This window comes from Niallia sp. 01092 (assembly GCF_052318935.1).
In the GTDB taxonomy this organism is placed as follows: domain Bacteria; phylum Bacillota; class Bacilli; order Bacillales; family Cytobacillaceae; genus Niallia.
The window spans coordinates 75,398-97,387 of record NZ_JBQRKO010000001.1; the positions used below are offsets into that span (position 1 = coordinate 75,398).

The following is a 21,990-nucleotide window of genomic DNA, read 5'->3' on the forward strand; positions in this document are numbered from 1 at the left end:
AATAGTACATGCCATATACTTCTCTTATTAACCGACTTAAAAGTTTGTTTAATGTATAACCAATATTTCTACGCTATAAATAATTTCAATATCCGAATTAAAAAAACCTTCCAATTTTATAGAAAAAATTCATTTTTATTTTAGGAGATATTCTTGACTTTTTAGGATTTTTAGTGCTTTTAGGAAGCAGAGAAAATGGGAATTAATTTCGACTATTGAAGGATCTTATCTTGAAGGTACTGTAAGGGAAGTCTATAATTATTACTGAATGCAAGAAACTGCTGCATGCAGTAATGTGGAGCTAATTTTCTTTTAGGTTATTGTCGTGTGCAATACCAGCAACAATAAAAGGTGTAGGCCGCTCTATTCATTTTGTGGCAAATAATAATATGAGATATAGTCTAAAGAATTTGTAAAAATGATAAAATAGTATACTTATTAAAAGTCAAACGGTATATTATTTAGTTGAGAAGAAATGATCGTGTTTTTTTGATAATAAAAAGTAGGAGGACCAACCATATGAGCCATGAAAAAAACCATCGAAACATAAAATTAATTGCACTTGATATGGATGGAACGTTGTTAAATAATAAAGGGGAAATAACAGAAGAAAACAGACAAGCTATTAAAGAAGCTCAAGACAAAGGAATCCATGTCGTTTTAAGTACTGGAAGGTCGATTGCGACATGTAAAGAACATGCGGAAAGTCTACTGCTGAAAACGTATTTAGTTACAGTAAATGGCAGTGAAATATGGGATTGGCAAGGCAATTTAATCGAAAGAAATTTAGTGGAAGCAGAACATGTTGAATGGATGTGGGAGCTTTCAAAAAAGAATAAAGCAACTATTTGGGCGATTAGCTGCGGAGAACTATGGCGTGATGAAATGCCAAAGGATATTTCCGCATTAGATTGGTTAAAATTTGGCTTCCATATTGAGGATGATCAAATTCGTGCAAGTGTGATGAAAGAATTACAAGATAAAGGCGTATTTGAAATAAGCAATTCTTCCCCCGTTAATATTGAAGTGAATGCATTAGGCATCAATAAAGCAAAAGGCTTAAAAACAGTTTGCGAAAAATTACATATTTCCATGGATCAAGTAATGGCGGTTGGTGATAGCTTAAATGATATTAGTATGATTAAGGAAGCTGGCTTAGGTATTGCGATGGGTAATGCTCAAGAAATTGTAAAAGAAACGGCGGATAAAGTGACTGCTACAAATGAAGAAAATGGTGTAGCAAATGCGATTAGAACTTGGGCGTTAAACAACGAAACAAGATAAACCAGTAGCCAGCAGCGATTAAGGTTGTATTATTTAACAATGATCGTTTAATTTCTTTAAAAAACTAATTGAAACAAACAAAAAAACTGTTATAATGAAAAATAATAAAAAAAATGGAACGTAGAAAAAGGAATAGTATGCGAGATACTTACGTAAAAGAGAGTGAAGTTTATAAGCTGAAAGACTTCATAACGGAAAAGACGCAGAACCTGCCTTTTGAGTCCTATATAAAGCATAGGCGTTATCTGGCGTTAACAGACAAAGTGGGATAATTACTTCGTTAATTATTCAATAAAGGTGGTACCACGGAAAAAGCCCTTTTCGTCCTTATTTTAAGGATGAGAAGGGCTTTTTTATATAGTCACGAATCCTGAAGTATAACTTTATGTTTTGTTGATGTAGGAGGAGTTATTAATGGAAAGAAAAAGAATTGTTGTAAAAATTGGTAGCAGTTCATTAACAAATTCAAAAGGGGAAATTGATGAGCAGAAATTGTCTGATCATATTGCAAGTATTGCAGCATTGAAGGCATGTGGACATGAAGTTATTTTAGTCTCATCTGGTGCTGTAGCTGCTGGTTTTACGAAGCTAGGCTATCCGGCAAGACCTGTTACTTTAAAAGGAAAGCAAGCTGCTGCAGCTGTTGGTCAAAGTCTTTTGGTTCAAAGCTATATGCATGAACTTACTAAGTATCAAATTACACCTGCACAAATTTTATTAACAAGAAATGATTTTTCTAAAAGAAATCGTTATCGTAATGCCTACTCCACGCTGATGGAGCTATTAGAAAGAGGCATCCTGCCGATTATTAATGAAAATGATACCGTCTCTGTAGAAGAGTTGACATTTGGTGATAATGATATGTTGTCAGCACTTGTAAGTGGTCTTGTCCATGCAGATCAGTTAATTATCTTAACAGATATAAACGGACTGTATGATAGTAATCCTAAAGATAATCCAAATGCGATAAGATATGATATGATTACAGAAATTACGGAAGAATTTATGAAAGGTGCAGAAGGATCCGGTTCAAAGGTAGGAACTGGCGGCATGAAGTCAAAATTAGTGGCAGCAGAAACAGCCCTTTCCTTAGGAGTGAAGGTATTTATCGGCACCGGAAGTGGAGAAGAGAAATTGATTTCCATTACGGAAGGCAAAGGTGATGGAACCTATATTGGTACAGATGCATTAACAGCATTAAACAATAATAGACAATGGATTGCTTTACACTCCACCGTTCAAGGCAGGCTTTATATAGATAAAGGAGCAGAGAAGGCATTGATGGAGAAGGGCTCTAGTCTATTGCCAGCAGGCATTTACAAAGTTGAAGGGATTTTTGAAAAAGGGAATGTTGTCGAAGTAATAGGCGACTCAGGAGCAATCGGAAAAGGGGAAGTTTTGTACTCCTCCAACGAACTAGAAAATATTATTGGCAAAAAAAGTACGGAATATAAAGAAATAGCGTCTTTTTCATCAACAGAGGTTATCCATCGAAATAAATGGGTGAAAATATAATAGAAGGTGATTAATAATGAGCGAAATACAAACAAAAGGGAAAGCTGCCAAACTTGCAAGTTTACAAATGACGAAATTTTCTACAGAAGAAAAAAATGAAGCGCTAAAATATATTAGTGAACAATTAGTTATTGATCAAGATTATATCATAACAGAGAACAAACAAGATTTAGAAAATGGCAAGAAAATCGGATTATCGGAGTCTGTGCTAGACCGCATTATGCTGAATAAAAAAAGAATTGAAGATATGTCTCAAGCGATTCAGCAATTAATGACACTCGAAGATCCAGTTGGGCATGTTTTGGAAGAAATAAATAAAGATAATGGCTTAAAAATTGTGAAAAAAACAGTTCCTATCGGAGTAATGGGTATGATATATGAAGCAAGACCAAATGTAACTGTTGATGCAGCGACCTTATCGATCAAAACAGGAAATGCGGTTATATTACGCGGCAGTTCAACAGCTGCTTACTCCAATCAAGCGATTGTGAGATCCATTCATAAAGCATTAGAAAAATCAGCACTTCCACTAGATGCTGTCCAATTGATTGAAGATACAAGCAGAGAAACAGCGAAGGAACTATTCCATTTAAATGAATATTTAGATGTATTAATTCCACGTGGCGGCAAAAATTTAATTGATACAGTTGTAAAGGAAGCATCTGTACCTGTTATCGAGACAGGTGCTGGCAACTGTCATATTTTTATTGATGAAACAGCAACAGTGGATATGAGTATTTCTATTTCTCTAAATGGAAAAGTGCAACGACCATCTGTTTGCAATAGCATTGAAACGATTCTTATTCATGAAAAATGGTTTGAGCAAAATGGAAGCAAGTTGCTGCAAGCACTTGCAGAAAAAGAAGTAGAAATATATGGGGATCATGATGTTTGTTCCATATGGGAAAATGCTAAACAAGCTACTGAAGAAGATTGGTATACAGAGTATTCCGCATTAAAGGTTAGTGTAAAAGTAGTCAAAGATGTGGATGAAGCTATTGATCACATAAACAAGTACGGAACGAAGCACTCAGAAGCGATTATTACAAGCAATGATGATCATGCTGCCCTGTTTTTAAAGCAAGTGGATGCTGCTGCGGTGTATCATAATGCTAGCACAAGATTTACAGATGGTTTTGAATTTGGATATGGTGCAGAAATAGGCATCAGTACACAAAAATTGCACGCAAGAGGACCAATGGGATTAAAGGCCTTAACATCAAGTAAATATATTATTTTCGGAAATGGGCAAGTGAGACAATAACATCCCCTGCCATTTCTATAAGCGAACCTTCCATCAGTGAGGGTTCTTTCACTCTGTTCATATATTAGAATTTATATGCTTCGAGTTAGGTAGCTGTTTAGCTCCAGCGCCTAGCCCCTGTGAAAGATAACCTCTTGTAACTAAAAGTAAAGGCTTTTTTCTCAAAGTTTGTTGTTTTTTTACGTAAAAAAATGGGAGAAGAAGTACTCAGCAGACTGAATACACGTAGACTCCTGTGGGAATGCGAGAAAGACGAGACCCAACAGGAGCGTATGCGACGAGGAGGCTCGACGCTCGACGCTCGCTAAACGGACGAAGTGTATTCAGGCTGCGTGTTTAAAAGCAACAATCTATACGAAAACAGCCAAAGTAAAAGACACTTTTTGAGACAAAAGAACATTTTTCTTCGGGGCTGTTCAAGGCGCTTGTGCTTTCTTAATAGTGGAATAATAGTTGTACTTTCTTACTTACACCAAAGATTGGAGTATGAAGATGGAATTTTTTGCTGTATTATTGCCTATTTTCTTTATTTTTGGAGTAGGTTATGTTGGAGAAAAGACCTTAAAAATTGATACAAAGCCAATATCCACGATGAGTGTATATTTAATGAGCCCTGTTTTAGCTTTCAGTGTGTTTTATGAAACAGAATTTAACAGCGATTATTTGATGATGACGATATACGCGCTTGTATTAGTATTTGGAATTATCGCGATTGTATATATTGTAGGGAGAATAAGAGGGTATAGCAGTAAAAAAACTTGCGGAATGATTTTATCAGCGGCTTTTATGAATAATGGGAATTATGGGACGCCTCTCGTATTATTTGCATTTGGTGTGCCTGCTCTTCACTACGCTGTAATTTTGATGGTCATTCAACAAATGATTATGGCAACTGTTGGCATTTATGTTGCGGCAAAAGGTTCTTCAGAAGGAGGGTCAAGTAAAGATACGCTTAAAAAAGTAATAAGAGTTCCAATTATGTATGGAGCTATACTTGGCGTTCTTTTTCATTTTTTACATATACCAATCAGCGAGACTATGTTAGAAGCCATTAAACTAGTTGGAAATGCAGCTATTCCAACGGTTATGCTCGTTCTTGGCATGCAGCTTGCGAAAATATCGTTAAAAAATATCCAGATTCAGCGTCTTTCGTTTGCTTTATGCCTGCGCTTAATTATTTCACCGCTTATTGCTTGGTCCTTGACACTTATTCTTCCAGTCGATGATTTAGTGAAACAATTAATGATTGTCCTTGCAGCAACGCCGTCTGCAGCGAATACAACGTTGTATGCCTTGCAATATGGAACAGATCCCGACTTTGTATCATCTGCAACATTAGTTACGACATTAGCTAGTTTAATAACATTACCAATCGTTTTATCCCTTGTATAAATAGAAAGTGCCGTCCAACATCGTACAATAATCAGTACTGGCGGACGGCACTTTCTTTAGGAAATAAGATTTTTTTCTGAAGTTAGATAACTGTCTAGCGCAAGCAGCTAGCAATTGTGAAAAAAACCCCATGCCTCTAAAAGTAAAAAGCACTTTTTGAGTCAAGAGAACATTTTTCTTCAGAGCTGTTCAAGGCGCTTGGCTTTTGTTCAAAGATAAGAAAGTATAAAATTTCGAAACTAGTTAAGTGTCTAGCTCCGGCGCCTAGCCCCTGTGAAAGATAACCTCTTGCCTCTAAAAGTAAAAAACACTTTTTGAGTCAAGAGAACATTTTTCTTCGGGGCTGAGCAAGGCGCCTGCGCTTTTCTTATTAATGAATCGCGGATTTAAATTTTCCACCATGTGCTTCTTGTGTATCCATTATCGTAATAAAGGCATTTGGATCAATTTCTTGTACGATGCTTTTAAATTTAGCAACTTCTAAACGAGTAAAAACAACATAAAGAACTTCTTTTTCTTGATCTAAATAGCCTCCTTTACCTTTTAATTTTGTTACACCTCTTCCAAGTCGATCGGACAGTGCTTCTGAGATTTCTTCGTATTCATTAGAGATAACCATCGCTGCTTTTGTATCATCAAATCCTTGGATAACAGCATCCAGTGCTTTACTAGCAATGTAATACGTTAAAATCGAGTACATCGCTTGTTCCCATTGTAAAACAAAACCAGCCCATGCAAATACAAACACATTGACAAACATAACAAATTCACCGACTGAAAAAGGAATTTTTTTCGATAATAAAATTCCTAATATCTCTGTCCCATCCAACGCTCCTGAGTTACGGATAACTAATCCGACACCAGCACCTAAAAGCAACCCTCCAAATACAGTGGCAAGCAGCGGCTCTGTTGTTAATGCTGGGATATGATGAAGATTGGATTCCACAATTCCAAGCATGATAATAGCAAAAAGAGAAGAAATGCAAAAGTTTTTTCCTATATATTTATAACCTGCAAATAAAAAAGGTAGATTAATAAGCAATACTAAAATTCCAAAACTAAAATCAGTCATATAATTAATAATCAGCGAAATCCCAATAATTCCACCATCAATGATTTTGTTTGGAATTAAAAATAGCTCGATTGCAACAGCAGCAAGGCTTGCACCAATCATCAGCAAAATATAGCGCATTATTAAATGAGTCTTTGATTCTTTTTTATGTACTTTTACCATTTTTTACACCTTTCCTTACTAAATTTAAGGAATATTCATTAATCAAGTATTACTTCATTGATTAAATTATCATTCCACCATAACAAAAAAATATTCTTTTTAGTTGACATAATGGACATACGAAATAGTCAATTATTTTTATATAGTTGATATTATTGTAGAAAAGAGGACGAATAAATATTTTGGAGTGATAATAGCAAGAAATATTTCGAGTATTTGAAAACGTTGATAAATCAAACTAACATAGTGCTACCCCTAGATTCTCTACGATAAATGTCGAATAATTTTTTTACACCTCCTATTGTGATTATTTGCCCATAAAGATAGTGTATCATAAAAAGTACCAACATTCCCTTCATAACAATTATGACTAGTCAAAAAGTATATAGAACTGTGGTGATACAACAGTTACCAAAAAAACATAATAAATAGTATATTATAGTCATAAAACAACTGTTCAATTAATAGAAAACCAAGAAAAACGATCCTTAAATGAAGAAATGGTAGAAGATATGATTTCTATAATTATTTCTTTTTCAGACAGATTAAGGAGGATGCGGGTTTTCTTTTAATATTTAAGTTGTATTAAAGTTAACTTTAAAGTCTTTAATAATGTTTAAGCGAAAGTACATACTTATAGTACAACCGGAGTAATTATCTATAATGGTATGTCAAGACAAAACTAGACAACTTTTTTAAAGCGAACTGGGGCCGTTTCGTTTATTATGACTAACAAACATAAATTACCCTAAAACAATAAAATTGAGCCATTTGTGCAAAATCTTTGTTTTGGGGTAATTCTGATTTTTAACTTGATAGGCAAGTGGCGAGACCTCCTTATAAAAAAACAATCATTGTGCTGTTCCAAGCAAGAACGTGATAAAGGTGAGCATGTAAATTTTCCAGGTGTTGTTCATTTTCTTCCATCTACTCCAATGTACATCCAAGAATTTATTCGTTCTTTTGTTAAATGAAGGTTAATCACGTTTTGTTACATACCTCATCCATAACCCACCATCTTTCAGTTTTTCAACTTCTTTTAAGAAGAAATTTACTGGATGCTGATTTGTTATAAAAGAGCTCGTTTCAAATAGTGTCACAGAGTTAGATGCACCATCTGCAATTGGAACTAAGACTAGGCTCAATTCATTAATTAATCCTTCATTCAAAAAGGATCCATTTAAAAAGCCCCCCACCTTCTAGCATTAATTCATCGATTGAAAATAAACTTTTTAGCTTCTCCACTACGACAGTAAACTTTAATCGTTCTTTTCCACCGAAAATATAAGAAATACCTATTTTTTTCAGATGAGCTAAATATGCATCAGATACTTGCTCTGTAAGCACCTCTACTATATGGTCCTTCGTTCTATTATCGTTCCATTCTGAAATGTAGTTTTTTGTCCATCCTAGTTTTCCAGTAGGGTCTACTGCTACGACATAACTTTTAGCATCCTTATTTGCAACGTAATCAGTTCTGGGGATAGTCGGGATGTTATCTTGTTTTAAATCTAATTTATGTCCGAAAGTAAAGTGTTCCTCCATGGTAATCCGGCCACAAATCCATGCTTTACATCCATAACGTCCATGAATTTTTTCGTATTCATCTGTAAAATAAGCTGCTCGTTCCTCTTTCAAATAATCTCCAATGATTTTCCCATCCAATGAAGTTAGCATGTGGCAGATAATATATGGTCTTTCCAATGGCTGTTTGTATTTTTCCTTGCTCTTTTCAATACGATCCATAATTAAACCTCCTGCTTGAATTTAATTCACTTCAATTGTTCCGAAGATGTTAATGTTAAATCCCTATAAAAAATCATTATTGATTGATTAATTAACATCTGTTTATAATAATAAAAAGAAATAAGATGTTTTCAATCGTTAATTTAACGCACTTCGTTGTTTACTCAACAAATCAAGAAAAATTGTTGATTATCTTTAGGGAATTCTGGTGACCAAACAATATCAAAAGCGTATAGAAGAATAACCAAAAGCCAATAAGAGGGAGGACACATTACCCTCCTCATTACTTAATAAATATGCTCTGTTAAACTTGGCTGTTGATTGCAGTGAGAGGCGTTCGCTTTCCGCGGGCGGTTCGGTAGCCTCCTCGACGCTTATGCGGAGGCTACTGAAAAAGTCCATAGGAAAGGAAAAAGATACGAATAACCTACTACAACATATAGAATGATAAACTCATTTGTTATCTGTATATAGATGATAATTCAAGTTTTTTTTAAAATTATCAGTTTTTCAGTCGCCTCGCATATGCGCCTGTGGGGTCTCCCTCTGACTCTCTTTTCCCGCAGGGGTCTCACTCCTGGAACAAAAATCAACATAGTGCCAAAATCCACAACGAGCTTTAACATAGCCAATAAATAAAACAGATTTTTTATGCGATAAATCTATATGATCCTCTCTAATAAAACCCCTACTTTTTCTGCCATTTCCTGCGGTGAATAAGGCATGCCATTTTTTAGCCACCATTCCACTACACCTACGTAAGCATTTGCAACAAATTCGGCAACGATATCTTCGCTTTGACCAAGATTTTTGCCTTTTGTTATATCCACGTCCTTTTTGAACTCTTCGATGTTATGTTGAACAAACCGGCTGCGAAAATATCGTGCTCCTTCACTCGCCAACATCGTCGAAAAAAACAAATAGTTACTTTCAAGATATTTCATGCAATGTACAGTCGATTCAATCCAATCCATTTCAGTTGCAGCTTCCGACTCAAAAAGATTAACCATGTTATTGATATGTTCTTCTATGATCTTATCCAACAGATCAAATTTATCCAAGTAATGAAGATAAACAGTTGCACGGTTAATATTTGCCCTGTCAGAAATATCCTGAATGGTAATGCTATCGAAATTTTTTTCTGACATCAATTCAAGAAATGATTTTTTAATTGCTTCTTGAGTTCTAACAATTCTTCTATCCACTTTTGCCATGTTATTAACACCATACCTTTTCTAAGAAAGTCGACAATTTTTATCGATTTGTTGCGTAAACAACAAAACCGGTTAAATTAACGATTTCTATGCCTTGTTTTGTTTCTTTTTATATTATAAATTATTTACAGATGTCGAGAAAGCATCAATTGTAGTTTTATTTAATATGAAAGGATGAAAAAACGAAATGACAATTGAAAACAAAGTGGTTATAATCACTGGAGCTTCATCTGGAATTGGTGAAGCAACTGCAAAATTATTGGCCAGTAAAGGTGCTAAGATTGTTTTGGGCGCTCGTCGCGAAGACAAATTAAAAGCATTGACTGAAGAAATTCAAAAAGCTGGTGGACAAGCTGCTTATCGCGTCACAGATGTTGTTAATCCAGATGATAGTCAGCAGCTTGTTCAACTAGCTAAAGACACTTTTGGTGGTGTCGATGTAATCTTCTTGAACGCTGGAATAATGCCTAATTCACCACTTTCCCATTTAAAAACTGACGAGTGGAACAGTATGGTTGACGTTAATATTAAAGGTGTATTGAATGGTATCGCCGCAGTATTGCCAACATTTACATCGCAAAAGTCTGGACATATCATCACTACTTCATCAGTAGCTGGGCTTAAAGCTTACCCAGGCGTTGCGGTTTATGGCGCAACAAAGTGGGCTGTTCGTGATTTAATGGAAGTTTTGCGTATGGAATCTGCCCAAGAAGGTACTAACATCCGCACAGCAACTATTTATCCAGCAGCGATCAACACGGAATTGTTGGATACGATTACGGATAAAGATACTTTAGAAGGTGCAACAGAACTTTATAAACAATATGGTATTTCACCTGATCGAGTTGCCAATGTTGTGGCATTCGCGATTGATCAGCCAGAAGATACGAACGTTAACGAGTTTACCATTGGACCAACAAGTCAACCTAGGTAATAATTACAAGAAAAGATAAAACTAAGAGCTATTCATTTTCTAAAGCTTAGGCAGTCGAGGAGATGATATGCTCCCTCTAAAGTAGACAGATTTAAAAATATAAATCTGTTTTGCCTTAGGGGAGTGGTAGCTTTTGCGATTGATCAACCCGAAGAAGTCGATGTTAAATTAATAATGTAAAAATAGAAGGTGTGGAAATGCCCGATGCTGTAGCATATGCAATTAGCACACCTGAAACAGTTGCCATAAGCGAAATCATGATTCGGCCAACTAAACAAGTTATCTAATGGGTTGCGATTAGGAAATAAATATTTGTCCTACAGGCTAACTGCTATAAATTTCATAATAAAAAATTGCTCCTAGCTCGTTTGGGGGCATTTTTTTACTAATGTTTGTATCCTGATAATCCATGTTTAATTATGTTATTTCTCCAAGCAATTATGTGAAAGATTGAATATGGAGTAGAAAAGCTTACAAGTATTAAAAGCATTTTACAATTGCAATTATAAAAATCAACTAAAATAGAGGGGTTATATTAAATTATCGTACAGAGGAAAACAGAAATTCAGGTCTTAAGTTTATGCTTTGATACGATATCGCACCTGAAAAAGAGTGTGTAGAAATGCTGGTGCCTGATTACACAAAAATAAAGATAGGAGTTGTTTTTTTGACTAAACGAAACCATTTGTTGATTTTTATATTGACCATAGGAGTTTTTGGCATCATAAATACCGAAATGGGGGTTATTGGGTTATTGCCTTCCATTGCTGATCACTTTAATGTCAGCATATCACAAGCAGGGTTGCTGGTGAGTCTTTTTGCTCTTACTATTGCTGTATCTGGACCAACGATGCCGTTATTGTTTTCCGGGATAAATCGTAAGAAGGTCATGTTACTTGTATTAGGAGTTTTCGTTTTGGGAAACATTGTATCCATATTTACATCTAACTTTACCATTCTATTAATTGCTCGTATAATTCCAGCCTTTTTTCATCCAATTTATTGTTCTTTGGCATTTACAGCAGCTGCTTCCTCAGTAAGTAAAGAAGAAGCTCCAAAAGCTGTTTCTAAAGTATTTATAGGAGTATCTGCTGGTATGGTAGCCGGCGTACCGATCGCAAGTTTTATTGATAGTGCCGTTTCGTATGAAATGGCGATGGCATTCTTTGCTATTGTTAATTCTATTGTATTCATTGCTACATTGATTTTTTTACCATCTATGCCTGTTGAAGACCGACTTTCTTATGGTACACAACTTTCCGTATTAAAAAAAAACTAGTTTATGGCTTTCCATCGTGACTGTCATTTTATTAAATTCAGCTATTTTTGGGGTTTATAGTTATCTTACTGAATATCTGAAAACAGTAACGAATATGTCTCCGAATACCATAAGTTTAACGTTATCCATCTTTGGTGGAGCCAGTATTATTGGAAACATTGTCACAGGAAAGTTACTTACTCATAGTGCCATTAAGACTGTAGTATCTTTTCCTTTGGTATTGGGTGCTGTTTACATCATTTTATTCTTCACAGGACAGTTTACCGTACCTATGGCAATTTTAACTTTAATTTGGGGAATATTGGCTGGAGGAATAATGGCAAATATTAATCAATATTTGGTTACGTCTTCAGCTCCCGAAGCACCTGATTTTGCCAATGGATTATTTATTTCAGCCTGTAACGTAGGAACAACATTGGGTGCAGCTGCAGGCGGGTTATTTATATTAGAAATGGGTACACAATACGTCGTATTGGTGGGAATCCTATCATTGCTACTAAGTTTGGTAACTATTATACTTAGAAATTACTTGTTTACTCCTACGCAACAACTTACTAGATAAGGAATAAATTCAACTTCTCTAAGAGCTTTTTGTTTAATATTGATTTATGCTCCCTGTCTTACTTCCTTTTATTAAATTTCTAGGGTGTGAAAAAATCTGCTTTAGCCCAAGATTAGTAGCCGAAAAAAGGAGGATTTAAAATGTCAAAGGATATAAAAGTTGCACTTGTCACCGGCGGAAATAGAGGAATTGGATATGAACTGTTCAAACAATTAGCTTTGAAAGGTTTTAAGGTCATTTTGGCAAGTCGGGATCCAGAAATGGGTTATGAAGCTACGTAGAAACTTAAGAAGTCAAATCTGGACGTTTCGTTTGTGGCGATGGATGTAGACAATCTAGAAAGCATCCGTCAAGCTGCTGAATCAATTCTTTGGTTAGCGACGATTGGACCTGAAGGACCTTCAGGAGAATCTTTAGAGATGAAAAACCAATCGATTGGTAACAATACAGTATTAGCAAATTATTTGGTGTTTAAGTATGGTTCAATGAAACCGAATTTTGCAATTGTTATTGTTTAAAATCGAATTAAAGAAAAAAAGCCGATTTTCCTTCTCATGATTCATATGGTTATGGTCCAGAAACACTTAATGAGAAGGAAAAAAAGAGCGGAAATACAGTCATTTGGAACAGGAGAATGAGATCTTAAAAAAGTATTTGGAGCTAGTAAAGGAGTTGAAAAGTACTTTAAATTGTAGAAACATACCGCAAAAAATATACGGTTCGTTCGATTCTATCTGTTTTGTCAGTGCCTCGTTTAACCTATTAGCCGTTGGGTTGTCGGTAATAAGAAGGAAACGTTATCGGTTGAGGAAGAAACAATAATCTATTTATGTAAGATTTTAAGCTTGCCTTCTTACCTCGTATATAATTGATTAATTCAAACAAATCTTGTGTACTACTGTATCATAAATGATGTCATCTTCCTGTAAATTGTCACTTTAGGAGTTATTTGCACTATAAATAAATATAAAAAAGGCCAATTTCTCAGCATTAAAATTGAGAAATTGGCCTTTTTTCGTTATTACGGAAAAGCGCCCTAGCGTATAAAATTGAGAAATAGTGATAATTGGTGTTTATTGGATATGTACCTGTGTCGACAGGATTACAAAATTTAGATTTACAAACAGATGCGTTTAACGCAACATGGTTGTATGAAAATTTTTCACGATAAAATGATTGGGGAAAAAACTACGTCCCAGTTTAGAGGAAGCACTTCAGTATGCACGTGAAGGCATACAATTGTCGTTTGGCGATTGGACCGACTATTAAAGATGTTGCAAAAAAGTGGGGCTTTTCACGCACGACGATGTATCGCTATTTAGAAAGATAGTAAATCGGAAGGGGTGAAATCTATACAGAATGAACATCCTCCATTAACAGCTTATTCAGCAAAAGGCTATAGATAAGTACAGGTTAATTGATCAATATCTAAACCACGAGAAAAGTTTGAAAGCTATTGCAGAGGAAGAAGGTATCTCGATACGAACACTACAATATTGAATCAGTCAGTATCAGCAATTTGGATTAAAAGGTTTGTTTGATTCGTAAAAGTCGAATTACTCCATAATCCGTAATAAAACAGGCGTACACAGTTGCCCCTGACACCGTTTACCTTTAAGATCCCAGCAAGGCAATTATTCAGCGTTCAAGCCTTTCCAAGTGACCTGATCATTATTCTGTTACAATACAAATGAAAATTAACTCTTATACCAGGAGCATTTAATGATACTAGAAATGAAATTTTTTAGGAGCTGATTACATTGAACAATACTGAACTTTTTTCTACGATTCAAGAAGCCTCTAAGAGCGACGGAAAATGCTTGAGGAGCATCAAGTCAGAGCGAAAATTGCAGCTTTACAGGAAAACTCCGAAGTACTGAATAAGAAAATCGAATTGTACAAAGAGCTCGAATCAGGATTATCCTAAACATCAAAAATATCTTGACTTCGAGTGCGCTCTAACGACTAAAGTAGATTTATGATTTGATATCTACTTAGGAGAGGTGGAGTTGAAATGACAGAAGCAGCCACAACAGTAAAAAGTTTTTTTGAAGCATTATGGAGTAAAGATACGGAAAAAGCTCTTCAATTAGTGGATGAAAATGCAATCTTTATTGCTATGAGAAAGGAATCGTCTGATCAGGTTCCTTTGTATGGAACTTTTAAAGGGAAAGAGGGAGTTAAAAAGTTTCTTGCAACTTTGGCAACTTCTTTCGACACTCAACATTTTCAAATTAATCATATTATGGGAGAGGGAGAATGGGCTACTGCTTGGGGTAGCTTTCAACATATTGTCAGAAAAACTGGAAGTTTGTTCGAAAGCGAGTGGTCTGTTGTTTGCCGAATTAACGATGGTCGTATTCTTAGTTATCAGATTTATGAGGATACAGATGCTTTAGAAAGGGCTTTTGGTGTCCGATAACTATAAATTCAATATTAAAGTAGAACTATAATCTAAGAACTGTCTTCAAGTATCTCGCAGAATACGTAAATAGAACAGGCAAAAAATTTTGAGTTTCGTCCAAGCATACCCATGAATGAAACGTTGCGAACGTTTGTACGTTAGAACGATCACGTTTGAACTTATTTTGTACCCAAATTTATATTAGGGGTCAGTATGCCAAGTTAAGGGGGAAGATTAAAATGGATACATAGAGGAAATATACAGTTATTACCGGAGCAAGCTCTGGTATAGGTTACGCGGCAGCTAAGGCTTTCGCAAAACGTAAGAAAAATATCATACTTGTTGCTCGCCGTGAAAACAATCTGAACGAACTGAAAAGAGAAATCTTGCAGGAAATTCCTGATCCATCAGTCAAAACGCTCATCAACTCTAGCAAGAGTTAAATCCGTATCAAATCGAAACATAGATTAATAATGCAGGTTTCGGTAGCTATGAAAGTGTGTCCGGTCAAGATTTGGAAAAGATTGAAACAATGATGCGCCTAAACTTGAGTGGTGTTGCAGGTGAATCACAACAGATGTGAAATGTATAGTTTTTTAAAGTAATTTGTTGTTATAGAATAAAACTATAATATTTTGAATAAATCTATTTAAAAATACTTTAAAAAAACGTAAAAAAGAACGAGCTTTTGATCACTTCTTAAGCTCGTTACTTTTTTATATTCACTTTAATTTTTCTTATTTTTAGAAAACTACTCTTTTTGCTCTTAATTAAGATTAATACTTAGTATCCCATTATTCTTTTAAAAGCATATAAAGGTTTTCTAATTTTCTTTGATTCATCTCTAAATCCTATCGATCCAACATTTTATTTTTAAAGAAATCGATGAAAATAGACTTAGGCTTACCTTTTAAATAAATAATATCAATACTAATATTTATTTTAACAGGTGGTGTCATTTCTACTCGAAATATTTCTTCATTTTCAAGTTCTTTTTTTACACAATGCTCCGGCAGAAAACTAATACCTAGACCTTGCAATACAAAATTTTTAGCTGTTTCCATATTATCTACTTCCAAATAAATATTTGGATTCACCCCATTGCTTAAAAAAAGTCGATGGATCATAAGCCAATCAATAGACCCATAATCAAAAAAGATAAGAGGATACTTAACTACATGTTCGATTGTAATTATTTCTTCCTCTAAAATAGGGTGATTTCGGGGAACAAAAAGACTAATTGGATCATTATAAAGTCGAATTGATTCTACTTGAGGATGTGTTTCCGTACGCACGATGCCAAAATCTACTTCTTTGTTAATGACCTTGCGTAAAACGTCTTTTGAATGCCCCGTTAAAATTTTTATTCGAACATCCTGAAATTCAGCTTTAAATGCAGGCAAAATATTAGGAAGAACATTATTAGAAATAGACAAAGCACTTCCTATTGCAAGTTCATAGGGAATAATTACTTGTTGTAGTCCATGTTTTGCTTCCTGGTAAGATTGGAGAATCTTTTGTGCATGCGGGAAAAAATATTCCCCTTTTTCTGTTATAGAAATCTTATTCCCATTTCGATGAAAAAGTTTTATATTCATATCACGTTCAAGAGATTGAATACGTGCTGTTACAGAAGGCTGAGTTAAATAAAGAGCTTCTGCTGCTTTATTGAAACTACCAAGTTGACAAACATAGATAAAGGCTTCAATATTTTCGATATTCATGTCTTATGCTCCTTATACAGTTCCCCTTATTTTTATCATTATCAAAGCAATATACACTAAACATGTAAAAGATGAAAGAGACAATAATTATACCATTCGCATTTCTTGTTCTTTGCCATTAACTTTTTTTATCACTGCTTTGGCCAAAATTTCGGTTGGATCAATTACACAAATGTCTTGGGATGGTTTAAGAACAAGAGGAATTTCAGTACAACCTGCTATAATAGCCTCTGCCCCTTGGTTTATCAAATTATTAGCTGCTGTTAAAAGACATGTCTGTCCGACTTCTAAATTGCCTCCCTTAATAGCATATATTGCTTCCATTACTTTTTTCTGCATTTCAGTATCAGGGTTAATAACTTCAATTTCATACTCTTGACAACTATTTTGATATATTTCTGTATTAGTTGTCCCATCTGTTGCTAATAAACCTACTTTTTTTAAACGCTTTTTATGTAAATAATTAGTTGTTTCTAAAGGCATATGCATGATAGGGATAACAACAAATTTTTTTACTGGTTCAAAAAAATAATGTGCAGTATTGCAGGCAATAACTAAAAAATCTGCACCGGCATTTTGTAGTCGCTGTGCTGATTGTATCATATATGGAGCTGGATCTATTCCTTTCCCCATAATAGCCTTTGTTCGATCTGGAATTTGAGCATAATTGTCGGCCATAATATGGATATGATCTTGATCCTTTCTTGCAGGTGTACGAGAAATAATTTTATTCATTAAATCTACAGTCGCTAAGGGACCCATTCCACCAATAATTCCTACTACCTTTTGCATTTTACTTCACCACTTTTTCAAGTATTTCAAATTAACTTTTCAAAATGAACTATCGGAAAAGTAATTTATTTACACCTATTATAATTTTTCTTTGATAAGACGTATTATAGAAACAATCTATTCAGTAATAGAAACAATATATTGATACAATATAAAGAAGCAGGCTAACAATTTATGTAGATAAGCTAAATTAGGACAGAAACAGAAAAAAATTAAAATTTCATGTGTGAGATGAACAAAATCTAATGTTTCTACATTTTTATGAATAAAAAAGAAGCTTGTTCTTTTTCATAACAGGCTTCTTTATAAACGTATCTGTATATTAGGAAAGGTAAAAGCTTCAAGGTAATTACTTTTGTTATAAAAGGAAAAGAGTTCGTACCTGTGCCAACAACCGAGGGAAGGTGGTGCTGTGATTATTCATAATACCTTAGAATGGGATGTTAATTTATCAACCATTCTAATTAACTTTTTTCATAATTAAAGTGTGAATCCCGACAATATAGGTGGGATTCACACAGTGGTTTTACTCAAATTACCATTGGCACGTAGCTTCTATACACTACTCATCATAAACCTTATTTTTTCTTCAGATTTTTTTTGAAGAAGGATTCGAGCTTGTTGAACGGGATGTACTCCATTTTGTCGTACAGATCCACATGTCCTGCGCCTTTAACTATATAGAGTTCCTTCTGTTTGCCCGCCAGCTTGTAGGCGTCTTCACTGTAGTATCTGGAGTGGGCATTCTCACCTGCGATGAACAGAATTGGACGCGGAGAAATCGTCTTAATCTGCTCGAACGGGAAAAAGTTCATGAGCGCCCCGGTGCTGGTAAGGCTCATCGGTTTTGAGCGGGGGTGATATCCCCTAGGCGTACCGTAGTATTCAGAGAACTCTCGGACTGCTGCTTCTTGTGAGGGTTTAAGTTTCACTGCAGTTCCTCCGCCGTATTTTATCTGTCCGCCCTCAAATTCAGTCCAGCGCTGTTTAGCGGCTTCTTCAAGCGCTTTTTTCCGTTCTTTCTCGGTCATTACTTCGCTCGGTACTGGCGCTAACCCCAATCCCTCACGGTAGGCACGGCCCATGTCGTACATACTAACTGTCGCGATGGCCTTCAGTCGAGGGTCATTCTGCGCAGCGCTGACCGTAAATCCGCCACTGCCACAAACGCCGATGACGCCAATATTGTTACGATCCACAAATGTGCGTGTGCCTAAAAAGTCCACTGCGGCGCTGAAATCTTCAACTAACGCTTCTGGAGAAGCAATATTACGCGGTTTCCCGCCGCTTTCTCCAGTGTAGGAAGGGTCAAAGGCCAGGGCTACAAAGCCACGTGCTGCCATCTCCTGGGCATACAAGCCGGCCGTCTGTTCCTTCACGCCAGTGAACGGGGGTCCGACAATGATTGCGGGAGATTTCTTTGCTCTATTCATGTTTTTAGGAGTATACATATCTGCAACTATTTTAATGCCAAGTCTGTTAGTATATGAGACTTTTTGGACAGTTACCTTTTTGTTTTTAGGAAAGGTCTTGTCCCATGCTACTGTCGCGGTTGGGGATGAGCCTTTATTAGCAGTCTTTGCTAGGCTGTCTACCCCGGATGTAACGGTGATCGTGGATAAAAGCAAGACGAATGCTATCACTGTAAGTACACGCCTGATAATAGATTTTTTTTTCATTTTAAATACCTCCAATGTTTATTCTGATGCTATTACTATTTTGTTGACAATTGAAGATTATACAAAATATATTTTGCTGGTACCTTAATCCTCCTCTCTAGACAGGTTAATAATAGCTTAATCGTTAAAGTCGACATTAAGGCAAGGGAATTTTGGAATTTTTTTTATTCCTTCCAGGATTATGGGTTGCGTTAAAGTTTACTTTAAAGCTTATAATAATGTTGGAAGCGAAACATATATATTTACATCACGGTAAAGAAAGGAAGAAATATGAGGAGGAAATAATCAACTTCAATTTTCATATTAATAATCGATGCTTTTGGGATTGAAATGAATTAATTTGTAATTTGTTAACAGGCATAGCCGGAGCAATTAGCTAGATATAGTTGGTTTAAGACGTTAAGCAAACACCTATACTATCTGTTCTACTATAATTGCATGAGTAGAGGCAGTGTGTTAGAAACTAGAAGAGAGCTCTATAGTGACTGTAAAATGTTCAGTTTGGACGAGTGAAGAACAACATAATAAAAATAACGATGGAGGATATTATGGAATGAAATTTTCAATAAAAGAGGTTGCTGCAAAGGTAGGTTTACCTACACATACAATTCGATATTATGAACAAGAGGGGCTTCTCCCCTTTGTAAAAAGAGATGAGAATGGAAATCGTATTTTTGATGAGGAAGATGTAACGTGGTTAGAGTTTATTTTATGTTTACGTAAAACAGATATCGCTCTATCGGAATTACGTAAGGTTGTCGAGTTAACACAAGAAGGTGAATGTACAATCGCCCTACGCAAACAGATATTTGAAAAACATAAAGAGAAAATGATGGAGAAACAAAGAGACTTGGATATAGCTTTTAGAAAAATTGATTCGAAGATAGAGTATTACGATAAATTAGAAAAGAAGAATGAGGAAGAAAAAAAAAGCTCCAATAAGAACTTATCTCACTAAGGCTTTTAGGTTAATTGACAATTATCGCTAAATTTTATTGTGTACTTTAGCGTATTATGAGTATATTAATATGTATAAAATAGTAAAAATGCTTTATTGGTATGTCAACACTAAACTAGACAATTTTTTTAAGGTGTTCTTTTTTGTATTCAATTGGGCTTAAATACCCGAGCGTTCCATGAATTCTGATGTGATTAAACCAATGAACGTAATCATCTAATTCTAATTTCAACTGTTCCAAACTATCAAAATACATTCCTTTTATGAATTCCGTCTTGATACTTTTAAATGTGGCTTCAGCGACTGCATTATCATATGGGCATCCTTTCATGCTCAATGACCGTTTAATTTTGAATGTATCTAGGGCTTCATCAATTGTCTTGTTTTTAAATTCGTTTCCTCGATCTGTATGAAACAATTGAATTTGTCTTAAATCAGCATTAATAGTCGATAGGGCTTGATATACAAGGTCTGCATCCTTATGTGGACCTGCACTGTGGCCGATAATTTCTCGATTATAAAGATTAATAAATAAACATATGTAATTCCATCGATTTTCAACTCTTACATATGTTAAATCACTTACTACCACAGTTAGTTCATTTTCTTGTTTAAATTCTCTATTCAACTCATTTTTAACCTCTGATTCATTACATTTATCAACATGAGGCTTAAACTGAGCTACTGTATATTTAGATACTAATCCATTCTCTTTCATGATTCTACCAATACGCCGTCTAGATACAACCATACCAAGCTTTTTTAACTCATGTTTAATTTTACGTGTACCATAGTTTTGACGGCTATTATGAAAAATTTCTATAATGGTAGCTGTAAGTTCCTCATCCGTATTAGATTGTTCTTTTGCTTCATAATAATAGGTACTTCTTGAGAGTTTTAGGACGTCGCACATTGCTGATATCGAGTATTTGTGACAGTTATTTTTAATCACATTTACTTTCGTCCTATTATCAGCGCAGCTTGCTTTAAAATATCGTTTTCCATTAGTAGACGTTGGTTCTCTTTACGAAGTTTGATCAGTTCATTTTCTTCTAGTGTTCGATTATCTTTCTCCTTAAAAGAACCAGATGTTTGACTTTGTTTGATCCATTTATCCAATGCAGAAGGAGTTAAATTATATTCACTAATAATATCTTTTCTAGGCTTGCCGTTTTCATATAATTTAACCATTTGGGCTTTAAATTCAGGGGTGAAGGCTCTTCTTTCTCTTTTCATTCGTAAAGTCTCTCCTTAACTAATAAGATGTTTGTAGACAACCAAAGACAGTGGGGAAATACCGAAACTTGACATGGAGCCTCGGCGGGTATGCTTTCCCAACCAGGAAGCCAGCTAATTTATATACCTGGCGCGCCCGAAAAGGCTAGCATACCCGCCACTCCACGTAAAGTTTCTAGAACGGATCACTTATGATTAATATGCAGTATACCCAAATTTGTCTGTTAGTCTACTTTGACCTTAATTTTATTGTCTAGTTAAGTGTAGCCTATTCATATTTTGACGAGAGCATTATGGGTATTGGAGCTTTCAATATAGATTTTTTTACAAAAATCTATGATAGTGTTGAAAAAAAGTCGTTTCCAGAATTGCTAGGAAATCGGCTTTTTCTTTTTAATGTCTATAGAATTTCTATCATTTTAGGCGAGAGGACTCCCACCTTAAGGAATGTGCAGGACGTAGTCCAATGAGTAGGTGGGAGGTGAATCGCCTTCGGACACGGTCTGCCAACAATAGATACCGTAAGGCAGATTGTTGGTAGATTAAGTGTCCGACATGGTACAATATTCCTGTAATTGTTCCTTGAAAACTGAACATAGCAGGTTGTGGCAGGAATCGTTGTTTTGCCACGTAAAATGTTCAAGCCAAACGTCAGCCGAGGCACACAATCGTGTGAAAACCAATAAGCTGAAAAGAAGTCCCAAAGGCATCAAAATAAGACCAATGGGATAGAGGGGTTGGGTGTTTTTAGTACACCAATGTGTCAACTCCAC

Annotated in this window: 18 protein-coding genes, 3 pseudogenes and 1 other annotated feature; of the genes and pseudogenes, 13 read left to right on the plus strand and 8 right to left on the minus strand. The window is 35.3% G+C overall.

What is annotated here, in order from left to right; genetic code table 11:
* Positions 1-519: 519 nt before the first annotated feature.
* From ACTXGU_RS00425 to ACTXGU_RS00440, 4 genes are all read left to right on the plus strand, one after another.
* Complete coding sequence (locus tag ACTXGU_RS00425) at positions 520-1,284, plus strand: Cof-type HAD-IIB family hydrolase (protein WP_443479520.1); 765 nt, start codon at positions 520-522, stop codon at positions 1,282-1,284.
* Positions 1,285-1,396: 112 nt separating this feature from the next.
* Positions 1,397-1,616: a binding site (T-box leader), on the plus strand.
* A gap of 82 nt (positions 1,617-1,698) precedes the next feature.
* Entirely contained in the window at positions 1,699-2,799 is a 1,101-nt protein-coding gene (gene proB, locus ACTXGU_RS00430) for a glutamate 5-kinase (protein ID WP_443479521.1), read from the plus strand.
* Positions 2,800-2,815: 16 nt separating this feature from the next.
* Positions 2,816-4,063 carry a glutamate-5-semialdehyde dehydrogenase gene (locus tag ACTXGU_RS00435; protein ID WP_443479522.1) on the plus strand — a complete coding sequence of 416 codons (1,248 nt, stop codon included), beginning with the start codon at positions 2,816-2,818 and terminating at the stop codon, positions 4,061-4,063.
* Between the two features lie 492 nt (positions 4,064-4,555).
* Complete coding sequence (locus tag ACTXGU_RS00440; RefSeq protein WP_443479523.1) at positions 4,556-5,455, plus strand: AEC family transporter; 900 nt, start codon at positions 4,556-4,558, stop codon at positions 5,453-5,455.
* 370 nt (positions 5,456-5,825) lie between these two features.
* Here the strand turns inward: ACTXGU_RS00440 and ACTXGU_RS00445 are convergent, their stop codons facing one another.
* The 4 genes from ACTXGU_RS00445 to ACTXGU_RS00460 form a co-directional block, all read right to left on the minus strand.
* Positions 5,826-6,689, minus strand: coding sequence for a YitT family protein (locus tag ACTXGU_RS00445; RefSeq protein WP_443479524.1), 864 nt, complete (start codon positions 6,687-6,689; stop codon positions 5,826-5,828).
* Positions 6,690-7,666: 977 nt separating this feature from the next.
* Positions 7,667-7,834 (minus strand): hypothetical protein, encoded by a 168-nt coding sequence (locus ACTXGU_RS00450; RefSeq protein WP_443479525.1) that lies wholly within the window; start codon positions 7,832-7,834, stop codon positions 7,667-7,669.
* A 16-nt stretch (positions 7,835-7,850) separates the two neighbouring features.
* Positions 7,851-8,435 carry a dihydrofolate reductase family protein gene (locus ACTXGU_RS00455; RefSeq protein ID WP_443479526.1) on the minus strand — a complete coding sequence of 195 codons (585 nt, stop codon included), beginning with the start codon at positions 8,433-8,435 and terminating at the stop codon, positions 7,851-7,853.
* 662 nt (positions 8,436-9,097) lie between these two features.
* Positions 9,098-9,649: a TetR/AcrR family transcriptional regulator C-terminal domain-containing protein gene (locus ACTXGU_RS00460; RefSeq protein WP_443479527.1), complete on the minus strand. Its 552-nt coding sequence runs from the start codon at positions 9,647-9,649 to the stop codon at positions 9,098-9,100.
* 187 nt (positions 9,650-9,836) lie between these two features.
* Between ACTXGU_RS00460 and ACTXGU_RS00465 the strand changes: the two genes are divergently transcribed.
* The 8 genes and pseudogenes from ACTXGU_RS00465 to ACTXGU_RS00500 all read left to right on the plus strand — a co-directional run.
* A complete protein-coding gene (locus ACTXGU_RS00465; RefSeq protein WP_443479528.1) occupies positions 9,837-10,583 on the plus strand; it encodes an SDR family oxidoreductase in 747 nt (248 codons plus the stop codon).
* 667 nt (positions 10,584-11,250) lie between these two features.
* A pseudogene (locus ACTXGU_RS00470) lies at positions 11,251-12,424 on the plus strand (MFS transporter).
* Between the two features lie 140 nt (positions 12,425-12,564).
* Complete coding sequence (locus tag ACTXGU_RS00475) at positions 12,565-12,705, plus strand: SDR family NAD(P)-dependent oxidoreductase (RefSeq protein WP_443479529.1); 141 nt, start codon at positions 12,565-12,567, stop codon at positions 12,703-12,705.
* Positions 12,706-12,738: 33 nt separating this feature from the next.
* Positions 12,739-12,942: a hypothetical protein gene (locus tag ACTXGU_RS00480; protein WP_443479530.1), complete on the plus strand. Its 204-nt coding sequence runs from the start codon at positions 12,739-12,741 to the stop codon at positions 12,940-12,942.
* A gap of 551 nt (positions 12,943-13,493) precedes the next feature.
* Positions 13,494-13,704, plus strand: a pseudogene (locus ACTXGU_RS00485) (recombinase family protein); the annotation flags it as partial.
* On the plus strand, positions 13,671-13,754 hold the full coding sequence (locus ACTXGU_RS00490) for a helix-turn-helix domain-containing protein (RefSeq protein ID WP_443479795.1): 84 nt from the start codon (positions 13,671-13,673) through the stop codon (positions 13,752-13,754). The pseudogene ACTXGU_RS00485 and the gene ACTXGU_RS00490, both read left to right, overlap by 34 nt.
* Positions 13,755-14,438: 684 nt before the next feature.
* A complete protein-coding gene (locus ACTXGU_RS00495) occupies positions 14,439-14,846 on the plus strand; it encodes a nuclear transport factor 2 family protein (RefSeq protein WP_443479531.1) in 408 nt (135 codons plus the stop codon).
* A 248-nt stretch (positions 14,847-15,094) separates the two neighbouring features.
* A pseudogene (locus ACTXGU_RS00500) lies at positions 15,095-15,372 on the plus strand (SDR family NAD(P)-dependent oxidoreductase); the annotation flags it as partial.
* A gap of 307 nt (positions 15,373-15,679) precedes the next feature.
* Here ACTXGU_RS00500 and ACTXGU_RS00505 read toward each other — a convergent pair.
* The 3 genes from ACTXGU_RS00505 to ACTXGU_RS00515 all read right to left on the minus strand — a co-directional run bounded on the left by ACTXGU_RS00505 (position 15,680) and on the right by ACTXGU_RS00515 (position 19,023).
* Positions 15,680-16,552 carry a LysR family transcriptional regulator gene (locus ACTXGU_RS00505; RefSeq protein WP_443479532.1) on the minus strand — a complete coding sequence of 291 codons (873 nt, stop codon included), beginning with the start codon at positions 16,550-16,552 and terminating at the stop codon, positions 15,680-15,682.
* A gap of 87 nt (positions 16,553-16,639) precedes the next feature.
* On the minus strand, positions 16,640-17,344 hold the full coding sequence (locus ACTXGU_RS00510) for an aspartate/glutamate racemase family protein (RefSeq protein ID WP_443479533.1): 705 nt from the start codon (positions 17,342-17,344) through the stop codon (positions 16,640-16,642).
* Between the two features lie 578 nt (positions 17,345-17,922).
* A complete protein-coding gene (locus tag ACTXGU_RS00515; RefSeq protein WP_443479534.1) occupies positions 17,923-19,023 on the minus strand; it encodes an alpha/beta hydrolase in 1,101 nt (366 codons plus the stop codon).
* 553 nt (positions 19,024-19,576) lie between these two features.
* On the opposite strand from ACTXGU_RS00515, the gene ACTXGU_RS00520 reads away from it, so the two are divergent.
* Entirely contained in the window at positions 19,577-19,981 is a 405-nt protein-coding gene (locus ACTXGU_RS00520; protein ID WP_443479535.1) for a MerR family transcriptional regulator, read from the plus strand.
* Between the two features lie 115 nt (positions 19,982-20,096).
* Here the strand turns inward: ACTXGU_RS00520 and ACTXGU_RS00525 are convergent.
* Positions 20,097-21,217, minus strand: a protein-coding gene (locus tag ACTXGU_RS00525) for an IS3 family transposase (RefSeq protein WP_443479536.1) whose coding sequence is annotated in 2 segments (ribosomal slippage) — positions 20,097-20,971 and positions 20,971-21,217 — 1,122 coding nt in all. Because the reading frame shifts where the segments join, the coding sequence is not laid out codon by codon here.
* Positions 21,218-21,990: the final 773 nt, after the last annotated feature.